Source organism: Pseudonocardia sp., from assembly GCF_050250275.1.
Taxonomy (GTDB): domain Bacteria; phylum Actinomycetota; class Actinomycetes; order Mycobacteriales; family Pseudonocardiaceae; genus Pseudonocardia.
The window spans coordinates 69,188-92,945 of the sequence record NZ_JBFWOY010000032.1; the positions used below are offsets into that span (position 1 = coordinate 69,188).

The following is a 23,758-nucleotide window of genomic DNA, read 5'->3' on the forward strand; positions in this document are numbered from 1 at the left end:
CCTCAGGCCCGGACCGACGCGCGCGGCAGGGCCAGCTCGAACACGCAGCCCGGTGCCCGGTTGCGGACGCCGATCGTGCCCCCGTGCGCCTCGGCGAACGCCCGCGCGATGGCGAGCCCGAGGCCGGCGCCGGGGCCCTCGCCGGGTGTGCGGGCGGTGCCGCCGCGGAACCCGACGGCGAACACCCGCGGCAGGTCCTCCTCGGCGATCCCCCCGCAGCCGTCCTGCACCCGCAGCCAGGCGTGGTCGCCGCGAAGCCCGGCGGTGAGCTCGATCCGGCCCCCCGCCGGGGTGTGCCGGACGGCGTTGGCCAGCAGGTTGCGCACGGTCCGCGTCAGCTCGGAGTCGCTGCCGCGCACCACCGGCCAGTCCTGCGGCGAGTCCGCGACGATCTCGACGCCCGCCGCCGCGGCAGCGGGGCCCTCGGCGGCGACGGCGTCGGACACCACCTCCCCCAGCGCCAGCGGGACGAGGCACAGGTGCAGCGCGGCCGACGTCGCGCGCGAGAGCTGGAACAGGTCCTCCACCATGCCCGCCATCCGGTCGGACTCGCGGCGGATGCGGGCCAGGTAGTCGGCGACGTCGGCGGGCTCGGAGACGATGCCGTCGGTCAGCGCGTCGGTCATGCCGCGGATGCCGGCCAGCGGCGAGCGCAGGTCGTGGCTCATCCAGGCGACGAGCTCGCGCCGCGCGGCCTCGGCGTGCCGGACGGCGTCGAGCTCGGCCGCGTCGGCCTCGCGCTGCCACAGCGCCTCCCGGGCGAACCGGCGGCCCAGCCACCACGCCACCGGGACCGTGACGACCCCGACGACACCGCACACCGCGATCGTCCCCACCAGCTGCGGGGTGTACATGAACCCGCTGACACCGACGACGCCACCGAGCGCCGCGGCGAGCGGCACGAGCCCGAGCGTCACCATCGCGGCGGCGATCGACCTGCGCCGCATCACGTGCAGCAGCACCCCGCCCACGGCGGCGACCGGGAGCGCGAACAGCAGCGCGAGCGGGACGGCGTGCGCGAGCTCGTCGAGCACCACTCACCCCTGCAGGTCGTAGCGGTAGCCGGTGCCCCAGATGGTGGCGATCCGGCGGGGAGCCGTCGGGTCCTGCTCGACCTTCTCCCGCAGCCGCCGCACGTGCACGGTCACCGTGGACCGGTCGCCGAACTCCCAGCCCCACACCCGCGACAGCAGCTCCTCGCGGGTGAACGCCTGGCCCGGGTGGGCGAGCAGGAAGGCGAGCAGGTCGAACTCACGCGTCGTCAGGGCCAGCGGCTCGTCGCGCAGGGTCGCGATGCGGGCGGCCGGGTCGACGCGCAGCACGCCGTCGGTCAGCACCGGCGACGGCGTCCGGACGGCGGCGGTGCGCCGCAGGATCGAGGCGACGCGCAGCACCAGCTCCCGCGGGCTGAACGGCTTGGTGACGTAGTCGTCGGCGCCCAGCTCCAGGCCGAGCAGCCGGTCGTCCTCCTCACCGAGCGCGGTGAGCATGACGACGGGCGGCAGCTCGCCGTCGGCGCGCAGGGCCCGGCACACCTCCAGCCCGCCGAGCCCGGGCAGCATCAGGTCGAGCACCACGACGTCCGGCCGGGTCACGCGGGCGGCCTGCAGCGCGGCGACCCCGTCGGCAGCCGTGTCGACGTCGTGACCGGCCGCGCCCAGGTAGCGGCCGACGACGTCGCGGACGGTCTCGTCGTCGTCGACCACCAGGACGCGTGCGCACACCCGGCTCACGCTAGCCCCGCCCGGGGCGGTCGCGCGGAGATGTCACCGGTCGGTAAGGCGATCTGACGGGGTGCTTACCGACCGGGTGGCCCGGGCCCGCGCGGCCCTAGCGTCGGTGCATGCGGATCCGTTGGCGCAGCCCGATCCGGGGCCCGTGGTTGACCTCGGTGTTCGGCCTCGTCCTGCTCTGTGCCCTGCCCGTGGTCATCGTGACGGGACTGCTCGACCGGGTCGCCTACGGCGCGGGCGCGATCCCGGGCGACGTCGGCGCCCTGCGCCTGCCGCCGTTCGACTGGCCGACCGGCCCGGCGTGGCTGTTCCGGCTGACCCAGGGCCTGCACGTCGGGCTCGGGATCGTGCTGGTCCCGGTGGTCCTGGCGAAGCTGTGGTCGGTGATCCCGAAGCTGTTCACCAGGCCCGGCCGGGACCTGCTGAAGCTGGCCGAGCGCGCGACGCTGGTGCTGCTCGTCGGCGGGATCCTGTTCGAGATCGTCACCGGGCTGCTGAACATCCAGTACGACTACGTGTTCGGGTTCAGCTTCTACGCGGCGCACTACGCCGGGGCGTGGGTGTTCGTCGCCGGGTTCGTGCTGCACGTGGCGTTCACGCTGCCGACGATGGTGCGCAGCCTGCGGTCGCGGTCGCTGCGGGCCGAGCTGCGCACCCCGCTCGCCGGCACCGTCCCCGAACCCGCCGACGAGGGTGGGCTCGTCGCCCCCGAGCCCGACCCACCGACGATGAGCCGCCGCGGTGCGCTCGCCCTGGTCGGCGGCGGGTCACTGCTGCTGGCCGGGCTGACGGTCGGCCAGACCCTCGACGGCCCGCTGCGTGTCACCGCGCTGCTGCTCCCCCGCGGCCGCACGGCACCCGGCGACTTCCCTGTCAACCGCACGTTCGTCGCCTCCGGGATCGCCCCGGAGGCCGTGGGCGGACGCTGGCGCCTCGACCTCGGCGCCGTGCACCTGACCCGCGACGAGCTGGCCGCGTTGCCGCAGCACACCGCCGACCTGCCGATCGCGTGCGTGGAGGGCTGGTCGACACAGCAGACGTGGTCCGGGGTGCGGCTGCGCGACCTCGCGGCGCTCGCGGGTGTCCCGGACCCGGCGGGCGCGACGGTGCGTTCGGTCGAGGACGGCCCCTTCGCCCGCGCCCCGCTCACCGCAGCCCAGGTCCGCCATCCCGACGCGCTGCTCGCGTTGCGCGTCAACGGGTCCGACCTGTCCCGCGACCACGGGTACCCGGCCCGGGTGATCGTCCCGGCGCTGCCCGGGGTGCACTGCACGAAGTGGGTCGCCGCGATCGGGTTCGACCGATGAGGACCCTCGCCCGCGCGACCGGCCTGCTCGGCTGCGTCGCGCTCGCCGGGTACGCGGCGACGATCATCCTGCGCGACCCGACGCTGCACCCGTCCATCCCGGGGATGCTGATCTGGTTCGCGGGCGCGCTGCTGCTGCACGATCTCGTGCTGTTCCCGCTCCACGCCGCCGCCGACCGGGCACTCACGCTGCTGCCCGCGACGCGGGTGCCGCTGGTCAACCACGTCCGGGTACCGCTGCTGGGCGCGGGGCTGACGTTCCTGGTGTTCCTGCCGGGGATCATCCGGCAGGGCGAACCGGTCGTCCTCGGCGCGTCGGGGCTCGGCCAGGAGCCGTTCCTCGCCCGCTGGCTGTGGCTCGTGCTCGGGATGGTCGCGGTCTCGGCACTCGTCTGGGTCGTGCGCGTCACCAGACGGTCAGCAGCAGGTGGTTGACGGCCAGCGCCAGCACGGCCTGGGCCACGAGCCACCCCCGCGCCCGGGGCAGTGCCCCGCAGGCGACGACCGCCCACACCGCGAACGGCAGCCAGATCCGCTCGACCTCGGCCTTCGACATCCCCGACAGGTCGGCGAGCACGATCGCCGCCACCGCCGCCGCGACGAGCAGCGCCGCGGCGCGGGGCAGCGCGCGGACCCGCGTCAGCCCCGCCGCCACCGCCGGGCCCAGCGCGAACATCACCGCCGCGAGGTTCGCCCACACGAAGTAGCCGTAGGGCCGGGTCGAGGCGATGCTCGCGGCGTAGACGACCTTCACGTCCTCGTAGCCGGTGAGCCACCAGAAACCCGCGGCGGCGAACGCGACCACGACCGCGACGACCCCGAGCAGCGCGGGGACGAGCAGGCGCCACCCCCGGGTCGCGACGAGCACCGCCAGCGGGAACAGCCCGCCCAGCACGAGCCCGTAGGACAGGTACAGCGAGTAGCCCAGCACGACGCCCGCGCCCGCGGCGACCACCGCGCTCCGTCGGGCTACCGCGACCGCCAGCAGCGCCACCCCCCACGCGAGCCAACCCGCGAACAGCCCGTCGGCCGACACCCCCACCCACACCGCGCCGGGCAACAGCACCGAGAACGGCAGCACGCGCCGCGCGAGGTCCTCGTGCCCGAGCGCGCGCAGCGTCACCGCGACCGCCACGGCCGCCGACGACCCGACCGCCATCGCCACGACCCCCGCCGCCCCGCCGGAGCCCAGCCCGAGCCGGTCGAGCACCGTGAACAGCAGCAACGCGCCCGGCGGGTGGCCGCCGACGTGCGTCGTCCAGAACCAGGTCTGCGCCGGGTCGACCGCCGTGGTCAGGATGTGGTCGGAGAACACCCGCAGCATCGGGCCGATCCCGCCCAGCTCGGCGACCCGCGGCACGTCGTGCAGGTACTCCTCGCCGCTGGTCAGGCGCTCGACGACACCCCGCTGCCAGCCGTCGACCAGCGCGAGCGAGACCGTCCACGCGAACGCCGCGGCCCAGCCCGTCCACAACAGGGGGACCCAGCGCAGCCGCGCTGCCAGGCCCGGACCCCACACGACGGTCGCGACCGCCACCACGACCGCGGCCGGGGTGCCGGGGCCCACATGCGGCAGCCACTGCGCGAGCAGGGGCGGCCAGGCCAGGAAGATGTCGACGCCCTCGGCGAGCAGCCGGCGGCCCACCACCGCCGAGGCGACGACGAGCGCCACGACACCGCCGACGACCAGTACGTCCGACCGGACACCGGTCCGGTCGCGAATGTCGCGCACGCGATCACGCTATCGACCCACCCCCGCGGCGAACCCTTACGAGGTGGGGACGACGCTCTCCGCGACGATCAGCCGCTGCCCGCTCACACCGCCCGCACGCGGTTGTTGCGGGGCGTCGTGCGTGAGCTCCGCGAGCCCGGGCGCCTCCAGCAGCGGGGGCAGGTACCTGCCGAACCGGCCGCGGTAGCCGCTGCGCAGCCCGTACCAGCCGCCCTCCGTGTCCACGCCGGTCAGCGGCAGGCGCGGATCGTAGCGCCGTCCGCGACGGTCAGGGCACGGACAGGATAGTGACGACGCAGGCGTTGCCGTCCATGCCCGCGGCGCCACCGCCCATGGTCTCGACGAGCCCGACCCGGTGCCGCGCCACCTGCCGCGCACCGGCCCGGCCCCGCAGCTGCCAGGCGATCTCGGCGAGCTGCGCGGTCCCGGTGCCGCCCAACGGGTGTCCCCGGGACAGCAGCCCACCGCTGGGGTTGACCGGCTGGACGCCGTCGCGGGCGGTGTGCCCGGACGGGGCGAGCTCGGCACCCTTGCCGCGGGGTGCGACGCCGAGCGCCTCCAGCGTGACGATCTCGCCGATCGTGAAGGCGTCGTGCACCTCCATGACGTCGATCTCCGCGGGTGCGCGCCCGGCCTGGGCATAGGCCGCCTCGGCCGCGCGGGCGACGCTGGCGTAGCCCCAGACGTCGTCGCTGCGGTGGTCCCACAGCGCGCCGGACACCATCGTCGACGCCTCGATCCGCAGGTCACCGTCGCGGCCGCGCTCGCCGCCGACGATCACCGCGCCGGCGCCGTCGCTGGTCGGGCAGCACTGCAGGAACGTGAGCGGTTCGGCGATCATGCGGGAGGCGAGGACCTCCTCGATCGTCGGTGCGGCCTTGCGAAGCTGGGCGCGGGGGTTGTCGAGGCCGTTGCGCTTGTTCTTCACCGCGACGGCGGCGAGCTGCTCGGGGGTCACCCCGAACTCCTGGACGTAGCGTTGCGCCCCCAGGGCGTAGAGCCCGGGCAGCGGCAGCGACGACGCGCCCTCGGGGTCGGTGGCCTCGGGGACGATCGCGCCGGAGAACAGCGTCGACATCTGGTCGACGCCGAGCACGAGCACGCACCCGTAGCGTCCGAGCCGGACCGCTTCGACTGCCTCGTGGTAGGCGCTCGTGCCACTGGCGCAGGCGTTCTCGACCGTCCACATCGGAACACCGGGCAGGCCGATGCCGCGCTGCACGCGCGTCGCGACGCCGGGCGGGCCGAACACCGAGCCGACGATGATCGCGTCGATCTCCGCGGGCGTGATCCCGGCGTCGGCGACGGCCTCGGCGATCGCGGTCCAGCACAGCGCCTCGACGCGCGTCCCGGGCTGGAGCCCGTAGTCGCTGGTGCCGACGCCCCACAGCATGGGGTTCACGCGGTCACCTCCGCGGTCAGGTCGCCCGAGTCGGTTCCGGTGATCCGCAGCCGCGCGCCGATCGGGAGCACCTCCGGCGAGGCGAGGTGGACGAGGACGCGCGGGCCGTCGTCGAGATCGAGGTAGGCGAGCCCGAACGGCGGGCGCCGATCCCCCACCGGGATGCCGACGACCGTCGACGTCCACGCCGCGCCCGTCGTCGCGAACCGGGCGGGCTCGACCGCGCCGTAGCACGACGGGCACCACGGGATCCCGTTCTGCGCCACCGGGTACCTGCACACCGTGCACCGGACGCCGACGACCGCGTCGCCGTCGAGCACCGGGCGGGAGTCGGCGACGGGCAGCCCACCGACCGCCGACCCCGGCCGCCGCTTGGTCGGCCTACCGACACCGAGCTCGGCCATCAGTGGTCCCCCTCCAGGGTCAGCTCGAAGCCCGGCCCGTCGATGTGCAGGTAGGCGCCCACCGAGGTCTCGACGAGCTCCCGGATGAACCGGGCCTGCTTCGTCGTCGGCGCGAAGTCGCGGTTGCGCTGCGGGGTGGCGCGCATGGCCTCGACGTCGGCCTCCGGGACGAGCAGCCGCAGGATGAGCTCGTCGTCGGAGATGTTCTCGCCGAACCGCTTGCGCAGCTCCTCCAGCGACGGCTGCGGCGGCTGCCAGTCGGCGTAGCTCTTCGCCTTCGCCGAGCCCATGATCGTGTCGAGCACGTTCTGGTCGAGCGGCGCGACGGGCGTCCCGTAGAAGCCGTTGGCGTAGATCATCACCTCGTCGGGAACGACCGAGTAGCGCTTGCCGGTGACGATGTTGAGCACGGCCTGCGTGCCGACGAGCTGGGAGAACGGTGTCGCCATCACGGGGTAGCCGAGCTCCTCGCGCACCCGGGACATCTCGTCGAGGACCTCTTCGAACCGGTCCTCCATCCCGCGTGCCTTGAGCTGGTCCTTGAACGTGCCGGTCATGCCGCCGGGCAGCTGGTGGCGGTAGAGGAACAGCGAGTACTCGGCAGGCTTGCCGACGGGCAGGTTCTCGTACTCGGCCACCCGCAGCAGGTGCTCGGCGACGGGGGCGAACCGGGTCTCGTCGAGGTCGACGTCGTAGCCGGCATAGCGCAGGTTCGCGACGGTGTTCTCGGTGCTGGGCAACGACACCCCGGCCGCCAGCGGCCCCGACGCGGTGTGCACGACGTCGGCGCCCGCGAGCACACCCTCCAGGTAGTTGATCGGGGCGAGGGCGTTGTTGCTGTGGAAGTGGATCTCGACGGGGATGTCCGGGGCCGCGGCCTTGATGGCGCGCACCAGGGTCCGGGTGCGCTCCGGGGTCAGCAGCCCGGCCGCGTCCTCCAGCTCGATGCCGTCGGCGCCCAGCGCGACGAGCTCGCGGGTGCGGGCGGCGTAGTACTCGTCGGTGTGGAAGGGGCTGTCCGCGTAAAGGATGCACGGGATGGCCCGCGCACCCTCGGCCTGCGCGGTCTTGACGAGCCGGCCGATCTTGTCGGTGTTGAACAGCCCGTCGTAGATCCAGAAGCTGCTGATGCCGTGCGCGACGAGCCGCTGCACCCACAGGTCCATGACACTGTCGGCGGTGAGCCCGAACGTCACGATGCCGTTGGAACGGGTCCCCGCCCGGACGGTGGTGCGCGGCATGGCCCGCGACAGCGAGATCAGCTGCTCCCACGGGTCCTCCTTGCAGTGCCGCGCAAGGACTTCGAAGATCGAGCTGCCGACGAGGTCGATCGTGTGGAAACCGGTCCGGTCCAGCTCGCCCGCGATCGGCAGGCCCATGTCGCGACGCAGCTTCATGCCCCACCAGCTCTGCGGGCCGTCGCGCAGCGTCTGGTCGATGATCTCGATCTTGCGCTTCTCCGGGGCGACGTTCAGGTACGTCATCGCACGTTCTCCAGGTAGTGGGGCAGGCCGCGCTCGGCGATCCAGTTCGTGGTGACGCGCCCGGCGCGGAAGTCGGGATGGTCGAGCGCGGAGCGGCAGAACTCGCGGGTGGTGGGCACGCCCTCGACGCGCAGCGCGTCGAGCGCCGCGAGCATCCGGTCGATCGCCGCGTCGCGGTCCGGGCCGAAGGCGATGATCTTGGCGAGCAACGAGTCGTAGTACGGGGTGACGACGTAGCCGGGCTCGCAGTGGCTGTCGACGCGGATGCCCTCGCCCGTCGGCGGCTCCCAGACCGTGACCGTCCCGGGGTGCGGCACGAACCCGCGCGCCGGGTCCTCGGTGGTGATCCGGACCTCGACGGCGTGACCTGTCACCTCGACGTCTTCCTGGGCGAGACCCAGCGGCCGGCCGCCGGCGACCCTGAGCTGTGCGGCAACGAGGTCGATGCCGGAGACCAGCTCGCTCACCGGGTGCTCGACCTGGATGCGGGCGTTGAACTCCAGGAACGCGTAGGGCTGCCTGCCGGCCCGGCCGGTTTCGTCAGAACTGTCGGCGTCGTAGATGAACTCGACGGTCCCCGCACTGTCCAGCTCCAGGGCGCGCGCGAAGGCGACGCCGCTGCGGCGGATGTCGCGCCGGACGTCCTCCGGGAGGTTGGGAGCCGGTGACTCCTCGACGACCTTCTGGTGCCGACGTTGCAGCGTGCAGTCCCGCTCCCCCACGTGCACGACGTTCCCGTGCTTGTCGCCGAGCACCTGCACCTCGATGTGGCGGGCGTTGCGGACGAAACGCTCCAGGTAGACGCGCCCGTCGCCGAACGCCGCGCGCGCCTCCTCGGCGGCGGCCGTGAACCGGCCCCGCAGCTGCCCCTCGTCCTCGACGACCGACATCCCGCGGCCCCCGCCGCCCGCCGCGGCCTTGACCAGCACCGGATAGCCGAGCTCGCGCGCCGCGGCGACGGCGTCCTCGGTCATGTCCATGATCGGCGAGCCGTCGAGGGTCGGGATGCCGGCCTCACGCGCGAGCGACCGGGCGCGGGCCTTGTCCCCCGCCTGCGCGACCGCCTCGGGCCGCGGTCCGACGAACGTCAGCCCCTCCTTCACGCACGCCGCGGCGAACTCGGGGTTCTCCGACAGGAAGCCGTACCCGGGATGCACGGCGTCGCAGCCGGTGCCGAGTGCGGCGGACAGCACCGCCGGGATCGCGAGGTAGCTCTGCCCCGCGGCCGGTGGCCCGATGCAGACGGCCCGGTCGGCCAGGCGGGCGGCCATGCCGTCGCGGTCGACCGTCGAGGTGACGACGACCGACTCGATGCCCAGCGACCGGCACGCCCGCACGACCCGGACCGCGATCTCCCCGCGGTTGGCGACGAGCACCCGACGCAGCGGTCGGGCCTCGACGAGGGCCGCGGCGAGCGCCGGGCTACCCATCGGCCGGCCTGATCCAGAACAGCGTCTGCTCGTACTCGACGAGATCGGCGTTGGCGGCACAGATCTGGACGACGGTCCCCGCGACCTGCGCGACGACGGGGTTCATCAGCTTCATGACCTCGACGATCGCGAGCTGCTGGTCCTGCGCCACGACGTCGCCGACAGCGACGAACGGTGGCTGCCCGGGACTGGGAGCGACCCAGAACGCCCCGACCGTGGGCGAGCTGACGGCCACGCACCCGGAGGTGTCGACGGCGGTGGGGGCCGCCGGGGGCGGAGCAGCCGCCGGGGTGGCACGAACGGCACTGTCACGCAACTCAGCGGCGCCACTGTGCCGTTCGTTCGGAACGGGCCGTTCGTTCGGAACGGGCCGTTCGTTCGGAACGGGAGGAGCGGCGGCGACCGGGGCGGCGGGAGCACCCGCCACGGGAGGGCCGCTCTTGCCGACGGTGATCCGCATCCCGTGCAGGTCGACGGTCATGCCGGTCCAGCCGGAGTCGCGGAAGGTCCGCAGGATCTCCCGGATCTCGCGGTAGGTCACGGAGTCCGGGACCGGCTCCTGCTCGGTCGGTGCGTTCATCGCTGTCCTCCCTGGTCGATCGCGGCCAGCAGCACCGGGAGCCGGTGGTCGGCGGCGATCACCTCGACGCCCGCGTCGAGCGCGGCGCGGACACCGTCCGACGTGGCGAACACGGCCCCGCGCACGGTGCGGGTGCCCGGCGGGATCGTGGGCACCCCGTCGCCCACCTCCGCGGGCGGAACGGTGTCGGCGTCGAACTCCGGCCCGCATACGGCACCCCCGGGCGCGGCCACCGCGATCGGGGACTGCGCCGCGGCCCACTCGCCCAGCCGGGCGAGGTCGTCGTCGGTCTCCTCGGTCGCGGCGGTGGTCGGCAGGGTGCCCTCGTAGACACGGCCGGTCGTGGCGTCGACGGTGATCGTCCTCCCCACCAGCTTCTCGACGGTCCCCGCCCCGCACCCGACGACGCACGCCGTGTCGAGCGCGCGGCTGACGACCGCGGCGTGCGAGGTGGCGCCGCCCTGCTCGGTGACGACGCCGGCGGCGGCGATCATGCCGTGGACGTCGTCGGGGCAGGTGGAGCGCCGCACGAGGATGGAGCCGGGTGTCCGCTGCGCCTCCTCCGGGGTGGCGACGGCGACTCCTGACACCACGCCGGGACTGGCCGGGGTCCCCGACGCGATGACCTCGGCGGTGACGCCGTCGCGCAGCGTGGGCCGCAGCAGCGCCCGGGCCTGGTCGGCGGTGACCCGCCGGACGGCGTCGGCCGGGGTGATCGCGCCCTCGTCGACGAGCGCGACCGCGATCCGCACCGCGGCCCGGGCCGTGCGCTTGGCCGGCCGGGACTGCAGCAGGAACAGCTCGCCGCGCTGGACGGTGAACTCGATGTCCTGGGCGTCGCGGCCCTCCCGGTCGAGACACTCGGCGGCGCGCAGCAGTTCGGCGTGCACGCCCGGGGCGCGTTCCTGCAGGAACGCCAGGGGCGAGGGCGTGACCCGGCCGGAGACGACGTCCTCCCCCTGCCCCTGCTGCAGGTACTCGCCGTAGGGCTCGCGGGCCCCCGTGACCGGGCTGCGGCTGAACACCACCCCGGTCCCGGAGTCGGCGTCGAGGTTGCCGAACACCATGGCCTGCACCGTGACCGCGGTGCCCAGGTCGTCGGGAATGCCGTAGTGCTTGCGGTAGGCGACGGCGCGCCGCGACCGGCTGGACGCGAACACCGCGGCGACGGCCTGGTGCAGCTGCTCCCACGGGTCGCTCGGGACCTGCGCGCCGGTGTCGGCCTCGACCGCGCGGCGCACGGCCGGAGTGTCGGGCAGGTCGTCGAGCTCCTCGGTGCAGCCCAGGACGAGCCGGCCGTAGAAGCCGGTGAACCGGCGGTGCACCTCGGCGGCGAAGCCGGCGTCGGCGGTCTCGGTGGCGAGCGCGGCCTCGACGGAGTCGGTGATCCCCAGGTCGAGGATGGTGTCCATCATCCCGGGCATGCTGACCGCCGCCCCGGACCGCACCGACACGAGCAGCGGCCGGGGCCCGCTCCCGAAGGTCCGGCCGAGCTCGGCCTCCAGCAGCCGGATCCCGGCGGCCAGCTCGTCGACCAGTCCGTCCGGTAGCGCCCCGTCGGCGAAGTACGCCGCGCACGCCTCGGTCGTCACGACGAACGCGGGCGGGACGCGCAGCCCCAGCGACCGCATCCGCCACAGGCTCCAGGCCTTGCCGCCCACCAGCTCCCGCGACGGCTCCTCCCCCGACGGCACGACGAGCCAGCGGTAGCCCACCGCGGCGCTCATTCCGGGCGCTCCCGCCCGGTCAGCCGCAGCAGGTGCTCGTGCATCTGGAACCACACGGTGTGCACGGAGTCGACGCGCACGCCGCTGACGTAGTCGGTCTCGCCACCCTCGGCACGGGTCAGGGCCGTCCCGATGCGGTCGAGGAACCTGTCGACGAGCGGGTCCGCGGCGACCAGCGGCGCCAGCACGCGCGCGGTCTTCTCGTGCACCCGCGCCAGCTTGTCGACGATCGCCGCGTCGTAGTCCGCGTCGCCGTGGTCGTTGGGCACCCGGTCCCCGCCGACCTCCTTGGTCTGCCAGTCCGTCGTCAACGACAGCACCTGCTTGTTGACGCCGGTCTCGAACGCGTCCATCGCCTCGCGGATCGCGTCGGAGGCGCGGATGTCGGCGAAGGCGGTCGGGTAGGTGTCGTCGAGCTGCGTCCGCCCGACGGGGCCGATCATGAACTTGTCCTTGGCCGCGAGGACCGCACCGTCGGCGACGGCCTTCTCCAGGTTGGCCGAGACGTCGGCGACCGGCTGGCCGGTGACCTCGGCGAGCTGCTCGGCGGTGGCGAGCTGGCGCAGGGTCAGGGTGTGCACGGTGAGCTGGTACGGGTCGAGCATCAGGCGTCCTCTCGGGAGAGCATCCGGTCGCGCACCTCGCGGCGCAGCGACTTGCCGACCGGGCTGGTGGGCAGGCCGGGCCAGATCTCCACGGTCTTGGGTCGTTTGAAGCCGGCGAGCCGGCCGGCGCAGAACTCCCGGATGTCCTCCGGGTCGGTCTCCGAACGCGTCACGACGGCCGCGGTCACCCGCTCGCCCCACTTCTCGTCGGGCAGCCCCACGACGGCGGCCTCGACGACGGCCGGGTGCGCGAGCAGCGCGTCCTCGACCTCGCGGGGGTAGACGTTGAACCCGCCGGAGATGATCACGTCGTGACGGCGGTCGAGCAGGTGCAGGTAGCCCTCGGCGTCCCAGCGGCCGATGTCGCCGGTGTGCAGCCAGCCGTCGGGCTCCTTGGTCTCGGCCGTCGCTTCGGGGCGTCGCCAGTAGCGGTCCATCGTGTGCGGGCCGCGGGTCAGCACCTCGCCGACCTCGTCGACGCCGAGGGACCGGCCGTCGGCGGAGCGAATGTCGACCTCGACGAAGGTGTAGGGCTTCCCGGCGGAGGTCAGCCGCTCCGGGGTGTGCTCCCAGGGCTGCAGACAGGTGATCGCGAGCGGCGCCTCGGCCTGCCCGTAGAGCTGGGTGAACACCGGGCCGAGGACGTCGATGCCGCGCTGCAGGACGGTCGTCGCGATGGGGGCGCCGCCGTAGCAGAGCCGTTCCAGCGCAAGGTCCGCCGTGGCCGTGGCAGGGTCCTCCAGCAGCATCCCGATCATCGTCGGGACCATGAACGTCGTCGTGGCGCGGTGCTTCTGCGCCGCCTCCAGGAACGCTGCCGGCGAGAACTTCGCCACGACGACGTTGGCCGCGCCCTTGACCAGGTGCGGAAGGAAGAACGCGCCGCTGCCGTGGGTGATCGGTGCGGCGTGCAGCATCACCGAGTCGGGGCGCAGGTTCGGCAGGAGGTCGACGAGGAAGTTGTCGACCTCGGCCAGCTCGCTGCGCGTCGTCAGCACGACGGCCTTGGGCTTGCCCGTGGTGCCCCCGGTGTAGGCGAGGCGCAGCGGTTCGTCGGGTTCGCGCCGCACGTCGCACGGGCCGGCCGGCGCTGCGGCGATCATGGCGGGGAGCTCGGCGGCGTCGATCGTGATCTCGACCGGTGCGGGCGGTTCCCCGGCGACGACCAGCGCTCGCGCCTGCGAGTCCTCGATCTTGAACGCCAACTCGTGGGGGGTCTCGCGGGCGTTGAGCGGCACCCGCACCAGCCCTGACTTCGCCAGCGCGTAGTAGCCGACGACGCCGTCGATCCCGTTGGGCAGCAACACCGCGACCCGGTCGCCCGGTTCCAGGCCGCGCGCCAGCAGGGCGTGGCCCAGCCGGTCGGTCAGCTCGTCGAACTCGGCGAAGCCCACCACCCGCTCGCCGTCGACCAGCGCGGGCGCGGCGCCGTACTGACGCCCGGCCCGGCGGATCAGGTCACCGATCTGCACGTGCTCTCCTCGTCGAAAGAGCCTGGGAGTGGCGGTACCGCCCACGGCCGGTACCGCCACACCCGGCGGTTACGGTAGGTCGGCCCGGCGCAGGCCCGACCCGCGGCCGGCCAGGTTGCGGCTGGTCGCCTGCGTGAGCCGGTACAGCGCGTCGGCCCGCTCGGTCCCGTGGTTGCGCTTGACCCACTCCTCGTCGAGGTAGCGGTTGCCGTCGGCCAGCGTGCCCGGGGTGAAGCCGCGGGCGCGGGCGTTGAAGTCGTCGACCTCGAGGCGCCCGGCGCTCGTCGTCCACAGTCCGGTCTTGGGCGGCAGGCTCGTCGAGCCCGACAGCGCCGAGCCCGCGGTGCGCGCGAAGTCGTCGCCGGTCAGGACCGTGTACGGGATGCCGGTGAGCATGTTCTGGTTCAGCCCCGAGTAACGGGCCATCGAGTACTCGTTGGTCTTCTGGTGCGGGAAGCCCAGCAGGCCGACCATCTCGCCGAGGTTGTCGCGGCCGTACTCGTCGTTCATCAAGGGCTTGAACCGCTGCACCCGGTCGTCGAGCTCGAACCAGTCGGACTGGCGGTAGGTCCCCGCGAGGTGCGCGAAGTCCTTGGCGACCGACGAGTAGACCAGCGCACCGGCGTCGATCATCTGCTCGCGCGACCAGCTCGCGATCCGCTTCCACAGATCGGCCGTGGCCTGGTTGAGGATCTCGCGGTAGGACTCCATCGTCTCGGCGAGCGACTCCGCGTCGTCCATCCCGACCGGCACGTACCCGTCGGTCAGGGCGTCGGAGGTGTACATGCCGACGGCGGCGATGTTGGACGCGTCGTAGGACGGGTCGGCCTCGAAGGACGCCCAGTCGTCCATCAGGTTGAAGTTGGTGTCCTTGAAGACGATCGGGATCGTCAGGTTGGCGTGCGGCAGCTGGGTGGCGATGCCGTCGAGCCAGGGGTAGTCACCCTCGGTCAGCTCGAAGAAGTCGCGCACGATCAGCTGCCGGTTCTCGCCGAAGTTGTAGGGGCCGGACGTGTGGATGCCGATCCGGCACTCGCAGTGGGCGAGGAACGCGTACTGCGACAGCTGCGCGATCAACTTGGTGGCGGCGGTGTGCAGCCGGTCCCCGGGCGTGACGCCGTGCAGGTCGGACTCGAAGACCTGCAGCGTCCGCTCCGGCAGGAACTGCGAGCGATCGCCGAACTCCTTGTTCGTCATGTGGCCGTCGTTGCGGTGGTAGGCCAGGTTGAACCGGCGCGAGAAGTCCAGGACGTCGACGACGTCGTCGACCGCGTCCTCGGGGCCCAGCAGGCCCCAGTTCATCAGCATCTCCCGGCCGATCAGGTAGAACGCCGGCATGCCCCACGCCGCGTTCACGGTGTCGACCTTGAGCGACACCTCCCGCGCCCGGTCGCCCAGCTCCTCGGCCGGGGTCGCGGCGTCGATCTCGCGCAGCATCGTCGGCAGCCGGTAGAAGGTGTTGAGGTAGCTGAGCAGCATGTACGGGTTCATCGGGAACAGCTTCGACTCCTGGACGGTGCGCGTGATGCACAGCCAGTACGTCGTGTCCGAGAGCTGCCGCAGATAGTTGTTGGTCTCCAGCAGCTTCGCGTAGGTCAGGTCAGTCCCCATGTCAGGCACCGTTCTCCAGAAGCCAGATCCGGGCGTGCCCGGTGTCGCCGGTCTCGTACGCGTCGGCCGCGGGCGGCGCCGCGGTCACCTCGATCTCGACGACGTCGCCGTCGGACAGGGTGTCGATGGTGGCGTTCATGAGCGTCGGGACGTCGTACTCGCGGGCGAGGATCCCCAGGTGCGAGCGCACCGAGCCGCCGAGGCAGATGACGCCGGCGAAGCCCTCGATGATCGGTGCGGTCAGCGTGCCGCCGGAGTCGTCGATGACCGCGATCGTGCCGGGCGGGACGCCGTCGGCGAGGAAGCCCATGACCTGCTCGGTCGTCGAGATCAGGGCGACGGGGCCGGTGATCGGCGCGGCCTTGCGCAGGACGTTGTCGCCGATGCCGACCTGGCGACGGCCGTCCGTGACAGGACCGTCGGCGAACGCCGACGCCGCCTTCTCCGGCCGCTTGTACTTGTCGGGCTCCGACTCCAGCGAGACGGTCGCGGAGAAGTCGAAGCGGTACCCGGAGTCGAGGGCCTCCTGCTCGATCGCCCGGGCGTCGGCGAGGGAGAACAGGTCGAACTGCCGGTCGAAGACGACGTCCTTCCAGGCTGCGCCGGTCGCGGCGAACCGCGTCGCGGCCAGCGCGCGGACGGCGCCGTTGTAGCGGCCCGGCAGGGGCAGCATCTCGGTGGATCCCCACTTCGGTGGGGTCTGCGCGGGTGTCTGCGCAGCTGTTGGCGCGGAGTCGGACATGGTCACCTCGCTGTGAGCGGACGTGGGAGTGGTGCTGGCGGGCCTGCGGAAGATCCGCGCCCACACCCCGGCGGATCCCCTCCTGTTCACGAGGTCGAAAGGTATGTAGCGTTCGCCGTGTGACCCAGTCCACGTTGGTGGACAGTCCGGCGTCGACGACGACAGCCCGGTCCCGTCGCCCGACTCGTCCCGTCCTGCGCAAGGCCGACTACGAGCGCGCCTTCGACGTGTTGGAGTCCTGCGACACCGCCGCCTCGCTCCCGGATTTCAAGGAGCAGATGGTCGAGGCGTTGAGCACCCATTTCGCGCTCACGCACGTCTCGTTCTTCGCCGGCGCGACGTTCCACAACGTCTTCGGCGACCTGGCCCCGCTCGTCGAGGGGCACACGAGCAAGATGCTGCCCGAGTACCAGGAACGCTGGTCGCGCTACGACATCTTCGGGACGCCGCAGGCGATGCGCCATCTCGTCTCGAGCGGGCTGGCGTCGCTGTCGGAGCTGCAGGCCCGCGGCACCCTGCCGGCGTCCGCGGAGGCCTACGTCCGGCACTTCCTGCACGCGACGTGGGGCATGGAGTGCGCGGCCGCGCTACGCCTGGAGCTGCCCGGCGGGCACACGGCGCTCATCGGCATGTTCGACCCGCGGGCCGACAAGCTGGGGCCCGCGGAGCTCGCGACGTTGCGGCTGCTCAGCCGCCAGCTGTCGGCGATCTCCCGGAGCCTGCCGGTGTCGCGGCCCAAGGCGGCGCTGGCCGGGCTGTCGGAGCGCCAGCAGCAGGTCGTGGCGCTGGTCGCCGACGGGCTGTCCAACGCCGACATCGCCGAGACGCTCTCGCTCGCCGAGGACAGCGTGAAGAAGTACGTGAGCCGCATCCTCGCGGCCACGGGCTGCCAGTCGCGCATGGAGCTGGCCCTGCTCGCCCGGTCCCGCTGACCGTGCCGGCCGGCCCGCGGGACCGCGGGTCGTCCGTCGGCGCGCCGCCGGACCAGCGGGGTCGGCGCCCGGGCCGGGCGTGGCGGTCCCGCACCGCGGCCGCTGTCACCGGCCGGGAGATCGCGCTCGTCAGCCGCGCGGGTCGGATCCCGACTCCCCCGCGACGTCGCGGCGCACCCTGTGCCCGAGCAGCGAGCGGTACCGCGGATGCCACACGACGTGGACGGGTTCGGAGGCGGTGTCCGGTGTCGTCGTCAGCATGGTGAGAAAGGGCGACCGGTCGGCGGCGGGGGCGGGGCTGTCGGTGTCCATACCCACCGCTACCCGAACATCGGCTGGTCATGCCTCGTGAGTGGCGACGGTCGTGGTCGCGACCGTCGCCACCCGGATGACTACAGGAAGGACGACTCCCTGGTCAGGCCGTACCGGGGGTGCTCCCCGATCACCATCGACTCGAAGATGCCGTAGCCGACGGCGTCGCCCTCGCGGCAGCGGACGACGCAGTCGCGCAGCTGGTGCACCTGCTCCACGGCCTCGCGGGTGGAGACGTCGGCGATGCGCTCGCCGTCGAGGTGCGCCGGGCCGTGCCACTGGCCGTGGCGGTGTCCCCTGAACCCGAAGTACAGGCCGGTCCCGAGGTGGAACCCGGTGTCGCTGATCGGCTCGATCTCGACGGTCCGGGTCGCACCCCAGCCGGCGTCGAAGGTCATCTTCCCGCCGAGGAGCCGCCGGTTGACCGGGTCGAACTTCAGCTCGTCGATCACCCCGTTGAGCGGCAGCTGGCTACCGTCGGCCTCGTTGACGAACCCCGAGAAGTAGGTGGTCTCGTGGTCGACGGCCTGCTGGTAGTGGTGGATCTCGTACTCGGTGCCGTCGGGCCGGCGCAGGTACATCGGGCTCCACGTGAGCAGGAAGTCCTGGTCGAGGCGCTGTGGCTTGTACACGTCGGGCGCGGGCTCCCCCACGTCCATCCGCACGCCCCACGAGTGGTCCCGGAAGCCGAACCACTCCTCGTCGCGCACCTCGATCCTCTCGCCGTCGATCCAGATCGTCCCGGAGATCGTCGACGCCTGGTGGTAGCGCAGCAGATCGGACTGGATGCGGAACCCCTGGGGCTCGCGCTGGGCGTCCTTGCGCTCCAGGAACGGGGGCAGCACGCCGGTGACGGTGAGGTCGAAGCGGATCGGGAGCATGTGGTTCTCCCGCAGCGTGAACCGCACCTTCTTCAGCGGCTCGACGACCTCGTAGTCCAGCGGCCCGACACCGACCCGGTCCGGGTCGAGGTCGAGCTGACGCGACGCCCGGACCGTCAGCTGCTCCTTGCCGCGGGAGACGCCCGCGAACATGTCGATGACGTTGCGGTTGTGGTACTTGCCGATCCCGACGTCGACCTGCAGCGAGCCGTCGCGGGCGAACAGCGACCCCCACAGCTTCTCGGTCCAGGCGATGTCGGCGTGGGCGATCGTCGCGAAGGTCTCGGGCGTCTGGTGGCACAGCAGCTCGTCGGCCGCGGTGATCTTCTGCATGGACTGTCGCACAACGGCTCCTAACGGACGGGCGAGAACGAGCCCGGCATGTCGTTGGCCACCAGGGCGGTGCCGAAGATCGTCGCGGCCTGGGTGTCGTCGTCGAACGGGTCCGGGTAGAGGGCCAGCGTGTCGGGTGAGAAGTCCCAGTCGACCTTGTCCGTGACCCCTGCGAGCGCCGCGAACGGGCGCAGGCCCGAGGTGTACATCCGCGTCGCCGCGAAGATGCGCTCCTCCCGGTTCATCGCCGCGAAGCGCTGGTAGAGCGTCATGTGCGACGAGGTGATCGACGCCGCGACGTCCGGCCACCGCTCCGGCGAGAGCCGCTCACGGCCGCCGTCGGCGTGGAACCCGAACACCGCCGCCTCCGTCACCGACGCCAGCAGCTGGTCCGGCTCGGTGAAGGTGGTGCCCCAGTCGTTGATCTCGAACTCGCGGAACGACGCCGGGTCGAACGTCAGCGCCAGCGTCAGGCCCGCGTAGGGCGGCTCCAGGTCCTGCGCCCACGGGTAGGCCCAGGCCGACGGGCCGAGCGAGAGGTAGTCCCGCACGATCGTGCGGCGGCTCCCCTGCGGATACGGGCCGGAGTCGCAGATGCCGACGCGGGAGTCGCAGAAGTACAGGAACGAGTATCCCGAGATCGTCGCGTTGAGCCGCTTGAGCGCCTTCGACGCGTCCGGGTCGAGCAGCGTCGCGGCGCCGGCCAGCTCGTCGACGACGTCCTGGGGCAGGTAGCGGTTGGTGAAACCGGCGTCCTTGTAGTCGAGGGTGCCATCGCCGCGGTGGGCCAGCGTCAGGCGCCGCCAGAAGTCGACGACGGTGCGGATCTCCTCGCGGCGCTCGTCACGACGCAGCTTCCCCATCTGGATCAGGCACTCGCGACCGCACAGGTAGTGGTAGCCGATCATCCAGATCCACAGCGGACTGACCCGGTTCGGACCCTCGCGCAGCCGCCTGCCGATCTCCTCCGCCGGCATGGCGGCGTCGATGATCGCGACGCGCTCCGCGTAGCTGTGGAAGTCCTCGATCACCGACAACGACATGTACGGCAGCATCGGGAACAGCTCGGACGTGAAGCCCGACCGCCGCGTCATCTCCGGTTTGAAGGCCCGGCCCATGTGCTGGACCAGGTCGTCGAGGCGGTCGTCGGTGAGCTCCTCGGCGATCAGCGCGTCGAGGGCCTGCTGCGACACCGTGACATCGAAGTCCTTCACGGCGATCTCGTCGCCGACGCGGCGGACGTAGGCCCACCATGCGGCGCTGACGTCGGCGGCGGGCGCCGACTCCGCAGGCTCGGCCCCGGCGCGGACGACGCCCGCACCGTCGACGATGTCGAGGACGATCTCGGTGCCGTCGGTGAGGTCCTGGGTGAGGTCGGTGCCGACGAGGCACGGGACCTCGAACTCGCGGGACACGATCGCGAGGTGCGAGCGCAGCGTCCCGTCGAGGCAGACGATCCCGCCGAGCCGACCGAGGATGGGTGACAGGAACGTGGTGCCGCCGGAGGCGACGAGCGCGATCGTCGACTCCAGGTCGGTCTCGAGCGATTCGATGACGTCCTGCGGCTCGCGGAACCAGCGGACCAGACCCGTCGTACGCGTGAAGGTGTAGGACGGTGTGCCCTTGCCGATCGTTGTCATCGCTGTGCCCCTAGCGGCCGGAAGCAGCCGTCACGGTCCTGGGGCACGAAGACCCCGCCGATCAGCTGCAGTGCGAGGTTCGGGTCCTGGAACTTCTCGTACGACTCGGCGATCCGCGGTGTGACCGACCAGTCGATCTCGTCGTAGCACCCGGCCAACCGCGCCCACGCCTTGGTCTTCCACGCGTACATCTGGGTCGCGTAGAGGTTGCGCTCCTCGGGGTCGGTCTCGGCGAGGCGCTGGTACAGCGCGCGGTGCGCCTTGCGGATCGCCGTGGTGGCCTCGTCGATCTCGGGCAGCCCGAGGGGGCGCAGCACGTCACCGTCGGTGCAGAAGACGCGCGTGGAGATGATGTCGGACTGGTAGTCGCTGGGGGTGAACCAGGCGGTGCCCCACACGTTGTTGTCCATCTTCACGTGCGCCGGCAGCCGGTGAGCGATGACGAAGTGCTGGTAGGGCAGGGTCTCGCGGATGCCGTCGAGCCAGGGGAAGTCGCCGTCGCCGTCGGCGCAGGTCTCGCGCAGGGCGAGGAACGTGCCGTCCGTGAGCTCGTAGGGGCCGGTGTCGCAGACCGCGGTGCGGGCGTCGCAGTTCTCGAGGAACGCGTACGCCGTGAGCCGGGCCCCGAACTTGCGGATCGCGGTCTTGGTCTCGTCCTCGGCCGGGACCAGGTCGTCGAGGATCTCGGCCATCAACCAGTCGCCGACCACGTGACTGGAGTTCGACGGTTCGGCGTCCATGTTGAACAGGACGCCGTCGGTGCGCATCGCGATCGTGGCCTCGCGCCAGAACCGCAGCACCTCGAGCTGGTCGTCCAACCCCTGCTCGAGGGAGTTCTCGCCGAGGTCGACGAACAGCTCGCGGCCGGTCAGGTAGTGCAGCGGCATCGCGGCGAGGTTGATGAAGCTGCGCTTGTTGCCGATCGGAAGGGCACGCCGGACGAGCTCGGCCGGCGTCGCGTGCGCGCGGATCGTGCGGAGCCGTTCGGGGACGCGCAGGTAGTCCTCCATCATCGACATCAGGATGTAGGTGTTCATCCCGAACAGCTCGGACTCGAACACCGTGCGGGCCGACAGCTCGCTCTTGTAGGCGGCGCCGGCCTTGTGCACCAGCCAGTTCCACTCGTCGAGGCTCGGCTCGTACGCGGCGTCGGTGTAGAGCGCCGTGAGGTCCTGCGGGGTCGACACGGCGGTGCTCACGCGCTCACCTCCGCCGCAACGGCGATGCGTGCCGTCTCCGCGTCGGTGAGGTCGAGGACGACGGTTGCGCCGTCGGCGATCTCCCCGGTGAGCTGCGCGGCGAGTACGCAGGGCACGTCGGACTCGCGCGACAGGATCGCGAGGTGCGACTCACGGCTGCCCGCCGTGCAGACGATCGCACGCAGGTCCGGCAGGATCGGCGACAGGAACGTCATGCCGCCCTTGTTCACGAACGCGACGGTGTCCTCCAGATCGTCGTCGTCGACCGACAGGACGTCCGAGGTGTCGTGGAACCAGCGGGCGGTGCCGCGCACCTCGCCCGCGGTGAAGAGGGTGACGCCCGTGCCGACGTCCGTCGGGTCACTCATCGTTGCTCCGTCCTGTGGATGGCACCTTTGCCCTGGTCGGACGGTAGGAGCCGGGTGGCGATGTGACCCAGTGCACGTAGGGGGACACCTCGCTCCCACCGCCTCCCTGGGTCACCAGCCGGTCGGGAGCACCGGGTCGGCGACGCGCTCGGCCTTGGCGACCGCGCGCAGGTGTACCTGGTCGGGGCCGTCGAACAGGCGCATCGCCCTGTGCCACGCGTACATCCCGGCCGGCGGGGTCACGTCGTGACCCCGGCGCCGCCGTGGACCTGGATGGCCCGGTCGATCACCCGCGTCGCGACGCGCGGCGTCGCGACCTTCACCAGCGCGAGGAGGTCCTTGGCGGCCTTGTGACCGAGGGGCGTGCAGCTCACGGGCGTGCGGCGAGGATGGCGGTGGTTCGACGTCCGGCACGGGGCCGCTCCACACAGGCGGCACCGGGGTCCCGATGGTCACCGACCGGACGGCGCCACACGAGTGCACGTCGGTGGGCGACGATCTCGATCTCGCAGAGCTCCCCGCATCTCCGCGGGCGCCTTCGACGCCGACGTGTCCGGGCAGTGTGACCGTGCGGCGGGCGGATCGGCGCTCCCCGGGCGTCGGGGACGCGCCGGTCACCGCGTCGGCAGGGTGAGGATCTCCGCCCCGTCGTCGGTGATGGCGATGGTGTGTTCGCTGTGCGCGGTCCGGCAGCCGGTGACGCTGCGCAGCGTCCAGCCGTCGTCGTCGGTGACGAGCCGGTCGGTGTCGGCCATGACCCACGGCTCCAGTGCGAGCAGCAGCCCGGGGCGCAGCGTGTAGCCGCGCCCGGCCCGCCCCTTGTTGGGGATGTGCGGGTCCTGATGCATGGTGGTGCCGACGCCGTGCCCGCCGAAGTCGGTGCTGACCTGGTAGCCCGCCTCGTCGAGAACGGTGCCGATGGCGTGGGAGAGGTCGCCGATCCTCGCACCGGGCCCGGCCGCAGCGATGCCCGCCTGCAGGGCACGTTCGGTGGCGTCGATCAGCGCGAGGTCGTCCGGGCGAGCGCTCTGCCCCACGACGAAGCTGATCGCCGAGTCGGCGACGACGCCGCCCAGCGAGACGGCCAGGTCGAGGGTCAGCAGGTCGCCGTCGGCCAGCGCGTGGTCACGCGGGCAGCCGTGGAGCACGGCGTCGTTGACCGACGTGCAGATGTAGTGGCCGAACGGACCGCGGCCGAAGGACGGCTCGTAGTCGACGTAACAGGACACGGCCCCGGCGTCGACGATCATGGACCGCGTCCAGGCGTCGATCTCGAGGAGGTTGGTGCCGACCTCGCTGCGGCTGCGCACCGCCTGCAGGATGTCGGCGACGAGGGCGCCTGCCTTCCGGGCGCGCGGCAGGTCGGTGCGCTTCAGGATCTCGATCAATGCGTGTCCAACTCGGTGTGCCAATAAGTATCCCGGCCATACTATCCCGGTATTAGAATCGGCGTCATGGTCCGGTTGCCGCTCACCCCCGCCGAGGTCGAGCGCGGCAAGCGCCTCGGCGCGCTGCTGCGCCGCGCCCGGGGGCCGCGTTCGATGCTCGAGACGGCACTCGACGCGGGAGTCTCGCCGGAGACCCTGCGCAAGATCGAGTCCGGCCGCGTCGCCACCCCCGCGTTCCCGACCATCGCCGCGATCGCCGACGTCCTCGACCTCTCCCTCGACGAGGTGTGGACGGAGATCAACACGGCGCCGCGGCGCGGGGCCGTCCCCGGGACCCGGGAACGCTCCGCCTAGCTGTACTCGGCCGTCAGGTTGGTGACAGGCGACTGATCGGGGGGAGCCCGCCGAGAGCGCTGTGGCGGCGTTGAGTGTTGTAGTACTCGATCCACGGGGCAAGCGCGGCGGCGCGTTCGTCGT

General features: G+C 72.3%; 27 protein-coding genes. 4 read left to right on the forward strand and 23 right to left on the reverse strand.

Features of this window, described 5'->3' with window-relative positions:
• Positions 1–2: 2 nt before the first annotated feature.
• Both AB7F12_RS25110 and AB7F12_RS25115 read right to left on the reverse strand, forming a co-directional pair.
• Positions 3–1,034, reverse strand: coding sequence for a sensor histidine kinase (locus tag AB7F12_RS25110; protein WP_428499365.1), 1,032 nt, complete (start codon positions 1,032–1,034; stop codon positions 3–5).
• A 3-nt stretch (positions 1,035–1,037) separates the two neighbouring features.
• The gene (locus AB7F12_RS25115; RefSeq protein WP_428499364.1) at positions 1,038–1,733 is read right to left on the reverse strand and encodes a response regulator transcription factor; all 696 of its coding nucleotides are present in this window, start codon (positions 1,731–1,733) and stop codon (positions 1,038–1,040) included.
• Between the two features lie 110 nt (positions 1,734–1,843).
• On the opposite strand from AB7F12_RS25115, the gene AB7F12_RS25120 reads away from it, so the two are divergent.
• Together AB7F12_RS25120 and AB7F12_RS25125 are read left to right on the forward strand one after the other, a co-directional pair.
• On the forward strand, positions 1,844–3,040 hold the full coding sequence (locus AB7F12_RS25120) for a molybdopterin-dependent oxidoreductase (protein ID WP_428499363.1): 1,197 nt from the start codon (positions 1,844–1,846) through the stop codon (positions 3,038–3,040).
• Entirely contained in the window at positions 3,037–3,474 is a 438-nt protein-coding gene (locus tag AB7F12_RS25125) for a hypothetical protein (protein ID WP_428499362.1), read from the forward strand. The genes AB7F12_RS25120 and AB7F12_RS25125 overlap by 4 nt, the downstream gene beginning before the upstream one ends.
• Here the strand turns inward: AB7F12_RS25125 and AB7F12_RS25130 are convergent.
• From AB7F12_RS25130 to AB7F12_RS25185, 12 genes are all read right to left on the reverse strand, one after another.
• Complete coding sequence (locus AB7F12_RS25130) at positions 3,446–4,771, reverse strand: hypothetical protein (protein WP_428499361.1); 1,326 nt, start codon at positions 4,769–4,771, stop codon at positions 3,446–3,448. The genes AB7F12_RS25125 and AB7F12_RS25130 overlap by 29 nt on opposite strands.
• Positions 4,772–4,807: 36 nt before the next feature.
• Positions 4,808–4,996, reverse strand: coding sequence for a DUF6855 family protein (locus AB7F12_RS25135; protein WP_428499360.1), 189 nt, complete (start codon positions 4,994–4,996; stop codon positions 4,808–4,810).
• Positions 4,997–5,039: 43 nt separating this feature from the next.
• Entirely contained in the window at positions 5,040–6,164 is a 1,125-nt protein-coding gene (locus AB7F12_RS25140) for a thiolase family protein (protein ID WP_428499396.1), read from the reverse strand.
• A gap of 5 nt (positions 6,165–6,169) precedes the next feature.
• Positions 6,170–6,577, reverse strand: coding sequence for an OB-fold domain-containing protein (locus AB7F12_RS25145; protein WP_428499359.1), 408 nt, complete (start codon positions 6,575–6,577; stop codon positions 6,170–6,172).
• Positions 6,577–8,061 carry a carboxyltransferase gene (locus tag AB7F12_RS25150; protein ID WP_428499358.1) on the reverse strand — a complete coding sequence of 495 codons (1,485 nt, stop codon included), beginning with the start codon at positions 8,059–8,061 and terminating at the stop codon, positions 6,577–6,579. Before AB7F12_RS25150 ends, AB7F12_RS25145 begins: the two co-directional genes overlap by 1 nt.
• Complete coding sequence (locus AB7F12_RS25155; RefSeq protein WP_428499357.1) at positions 8,058–9,491, reverse strand: acetyl-CoA carboxylase biotin carboxylase subunit; 1,434 nt, start codon at positions 9,489–9,491, stop codon at positions 8,058–8,060. The genes AB7F12_RS25150 and AB7F12_RS25155 overlap by 4 nt, the downstream gene beginning before the upstream one ends.
• A complete protein-coding gene (locus AB7F12_RS25160; protein ID WP_428499356.1) occupies positions 9,484–10,071 on the reverse strand; it encodes an acetyl-CoA carboxylase biotin carboxyl carrier protein in 588 nt (195 codons plus the stop codon). Before AB7F12_RS25160 ends, AB7F12_RS25155 begins: the two co-directional genes overlap by 8 nt.
• Positions 10,068–11,798, reverse strand: a complete 1,731-nt coding sequence (locus tag AB7F12_RS25165) for a pyruvate, phosphate dikinase (RefSeq protein ID WP_428499355.1) — start codon at positions 11,796–11,798, stop codon at positions 10,068–10,070. The genes AB7F12_RS25160 and AB7F12_RS25165 overlap by 4 nt, the downstream gene beginning before the upstream one ends.
• A complete protein-coding gene (locus tag AB7F12_RS25170) occupies positions 11,795–12,403 on the reverse strand; it encodes a hypothetical protein (RefSeq protein ID WP_428499354.1) in 609 nt (202 codons plus the stop codon). Before AB7F12_RS25170 ends, AB7F12_RS25165 begins: the two co-directional genes overlap by 4 nt.
• Positions 12,403–13,875, reverse strand: a complete 1,473-nt coding sequence (locus AB7F12_RS25175) for an AMP-binding protein (RefSeq protein ID WP_428499353.1) — start codon at positions 13,873–13,875, stop codon at positions 12,403–12,405. The genes AB7F12_RS25170 and AB7F12_RS25175 overlap by 1 nt, the downstream gene beginning before the upstream one ends.
• Positions 13,876–13,944: 69 nt before the next feature.
• Positions 13,945–15,486, reverse strand: coding sequence for a hypothetical protein (locus AB7F12_RS25180; RefSeq protein ID WP_428502828.1), 1,542 nt, complete (start codon positions 15,484–15,486; stop codon positions 13,945–13,947).
• Between the two features lies 1 nt (position 15,487).
• Complete coding sequence (locus tag AB7F12_RS25185) at positions 15,488–16,228, reverse strand: PEP-utilizing enzyme (protein WP_428502827.1); 741 nt, start codon at positions 16,226–16,228, stop codon at positions 15,488–15,490.
• A gap of 119 nt (positions 16,229–16,347) precedes the next feature.
• Here AB7F12_RS25185 and AB7F12_RS25190 point away from each other — a divergent pair, with 119 nt between their 5' ends.
• Complete coding sequence (locus AB7F12_RS25190) at positions 16,348–17,160, forward strand: response regulator transcription factor (protein ID WP_428502826.1); 813 nt, start codon at positions 16,348–16,350, stop codon at positions 17,158–17,160.
• A gap of 129 nt (positions 17,161–17,289) precedes the next feature.
• On the opposite strand, the gene AB7F12_RS25195 is transcribed toward AB7F12_RS25190, so the two are convergent.
• The 8 genes from AB7F12_RS25195 to map form a co-directional block, all read right to left on the reverse strand.
• A complete protein-coding gene (locus tag AB7F12_RS25195) occupies positions 17,290–17,472 on the reverse strand; it encodes a hypothetical protein (protein WP_428502825.1) in 183 nt (60 codons plus the stop codon).
• A gap of 80 nt (positions 17,473–17,552) precedes the next feature.
• Positions 17,553–18,698, reverse strand: coding sequence for a hypothetical protein (locus AB7F12_RS25200; RefSeq protein ID WP_428502818.1), 1,146 nt, complete (start codon positions 18,696–18,698; stop codon positions 17,553–17,555).
• 8 nt (positions 18,699–18,706) lie between these two features.
• Complete coding sequence (locus tag AB7F12_RS25205; protein ID WP_428502817.1) at positions 18,707–20,326, reverse strand: PEP-utilizing enzyme; 1,620 nt, start codon at positions 20,324–20,326, stop codon at positions 18,707–18,709.
• A complete protein-coding gene (locus AB7F12_RS25210) occupies positions 20,323–21,525 on the reverse strand; it encodes a hypothetical protein (RefSeq protein WP_428517222.1) in 1,203 nt (400 codons plus the stop codon). Before AB7F12_RS25210 ends, AB7F12_RS25205 begins: the two co-directional genes overlap by 4 nt.
• Positions 21,522–21,893 carry a PEP-utilizing enzyme gene (locus AB7F12_RS25215; protein WP_428502887.1) on the reverse strand — a complete coding sequence of 124 codons (372 nt, stop codon included), beginning with the start codon at positions 21,891–21,893 and terminating at the stop codon, positions 21,522–21,524. Before AB7F12_RS25215 ends, AB7F12_RS25210 begins: the two co-directional genes overlap by 4 nt.
• A gap of 111 nt (positions 21,894–22,004) precedes the next feature.
• Complete coding sequence (locus tag AB7F12_RS25220) at positions 22,005–22,136, reverse strand: hypothetical protein (RefSeq protein ID WP_428502888.1); 132 nt, start codon at positions 22,134–22,136, stop codon at positions 22,005–22,007.
• On the reverse strand, positions 22,133–22,267 hold the full coding sequence (locus AB7F12_RS25225; protein WP_428502889.1) for an acyl-CoA dehydrogenase family protein: 135 nt from the start codon (positions 22,265–22,267) through the stop codon (positions 22,133–22,135). The genes AB7F12_RS25220 and AB7F12_RS25225 overlap by 4 nt, the downstream gene beginning before the upstream one ends.
• 240 nt (positions 22,268–22,507) lie before the next feature.
• The gene (gene map, locus AB7F12_RS25230; RefSeq protein ID WP_428502890.1) at positions 22,508–23,281 is read right to left on the reverse strand and encodes a type I methionyl aminopeptidase; all 774 of its coding nucleotides are present in this window, start codon (positions 23,279–23,281) and stop codon (positions 22,508–22,510) included.
• A 66-nt stretch (positions 23,282–23,347) separates the two neighbouring features.
• On the opposite strand from map, the gene AB7F12_RS25235 reads away from it, so the two are divergent.
• The gene (locus tag AB7F12_RS25235; RefSeq protein ID WP_428502891.1) at positions 23,348–23,635 is read left to right on the forward strand and encodes a helix-turn-helix domain-containing protein; all 288 of its coding nucleotides are present in this window, start codon (positions 23,348–23,350) and stop codon (positions 23,633–23,635) included.
• Positions 23,636–23,648: 13 nt separating this feature from the next.
• Here the strand turns inward: AB7F12_RS25235 and AB7F12_RS25240 are convergent.
• A partial coding sequence (locus tag AB7F12_RS25240; RefSeq protein WP_428501434.1) for an integrase core domain-containing protein occupies positions 23,649–23,758 on the reverse strand: 110 nt, incomplete at its 5' end.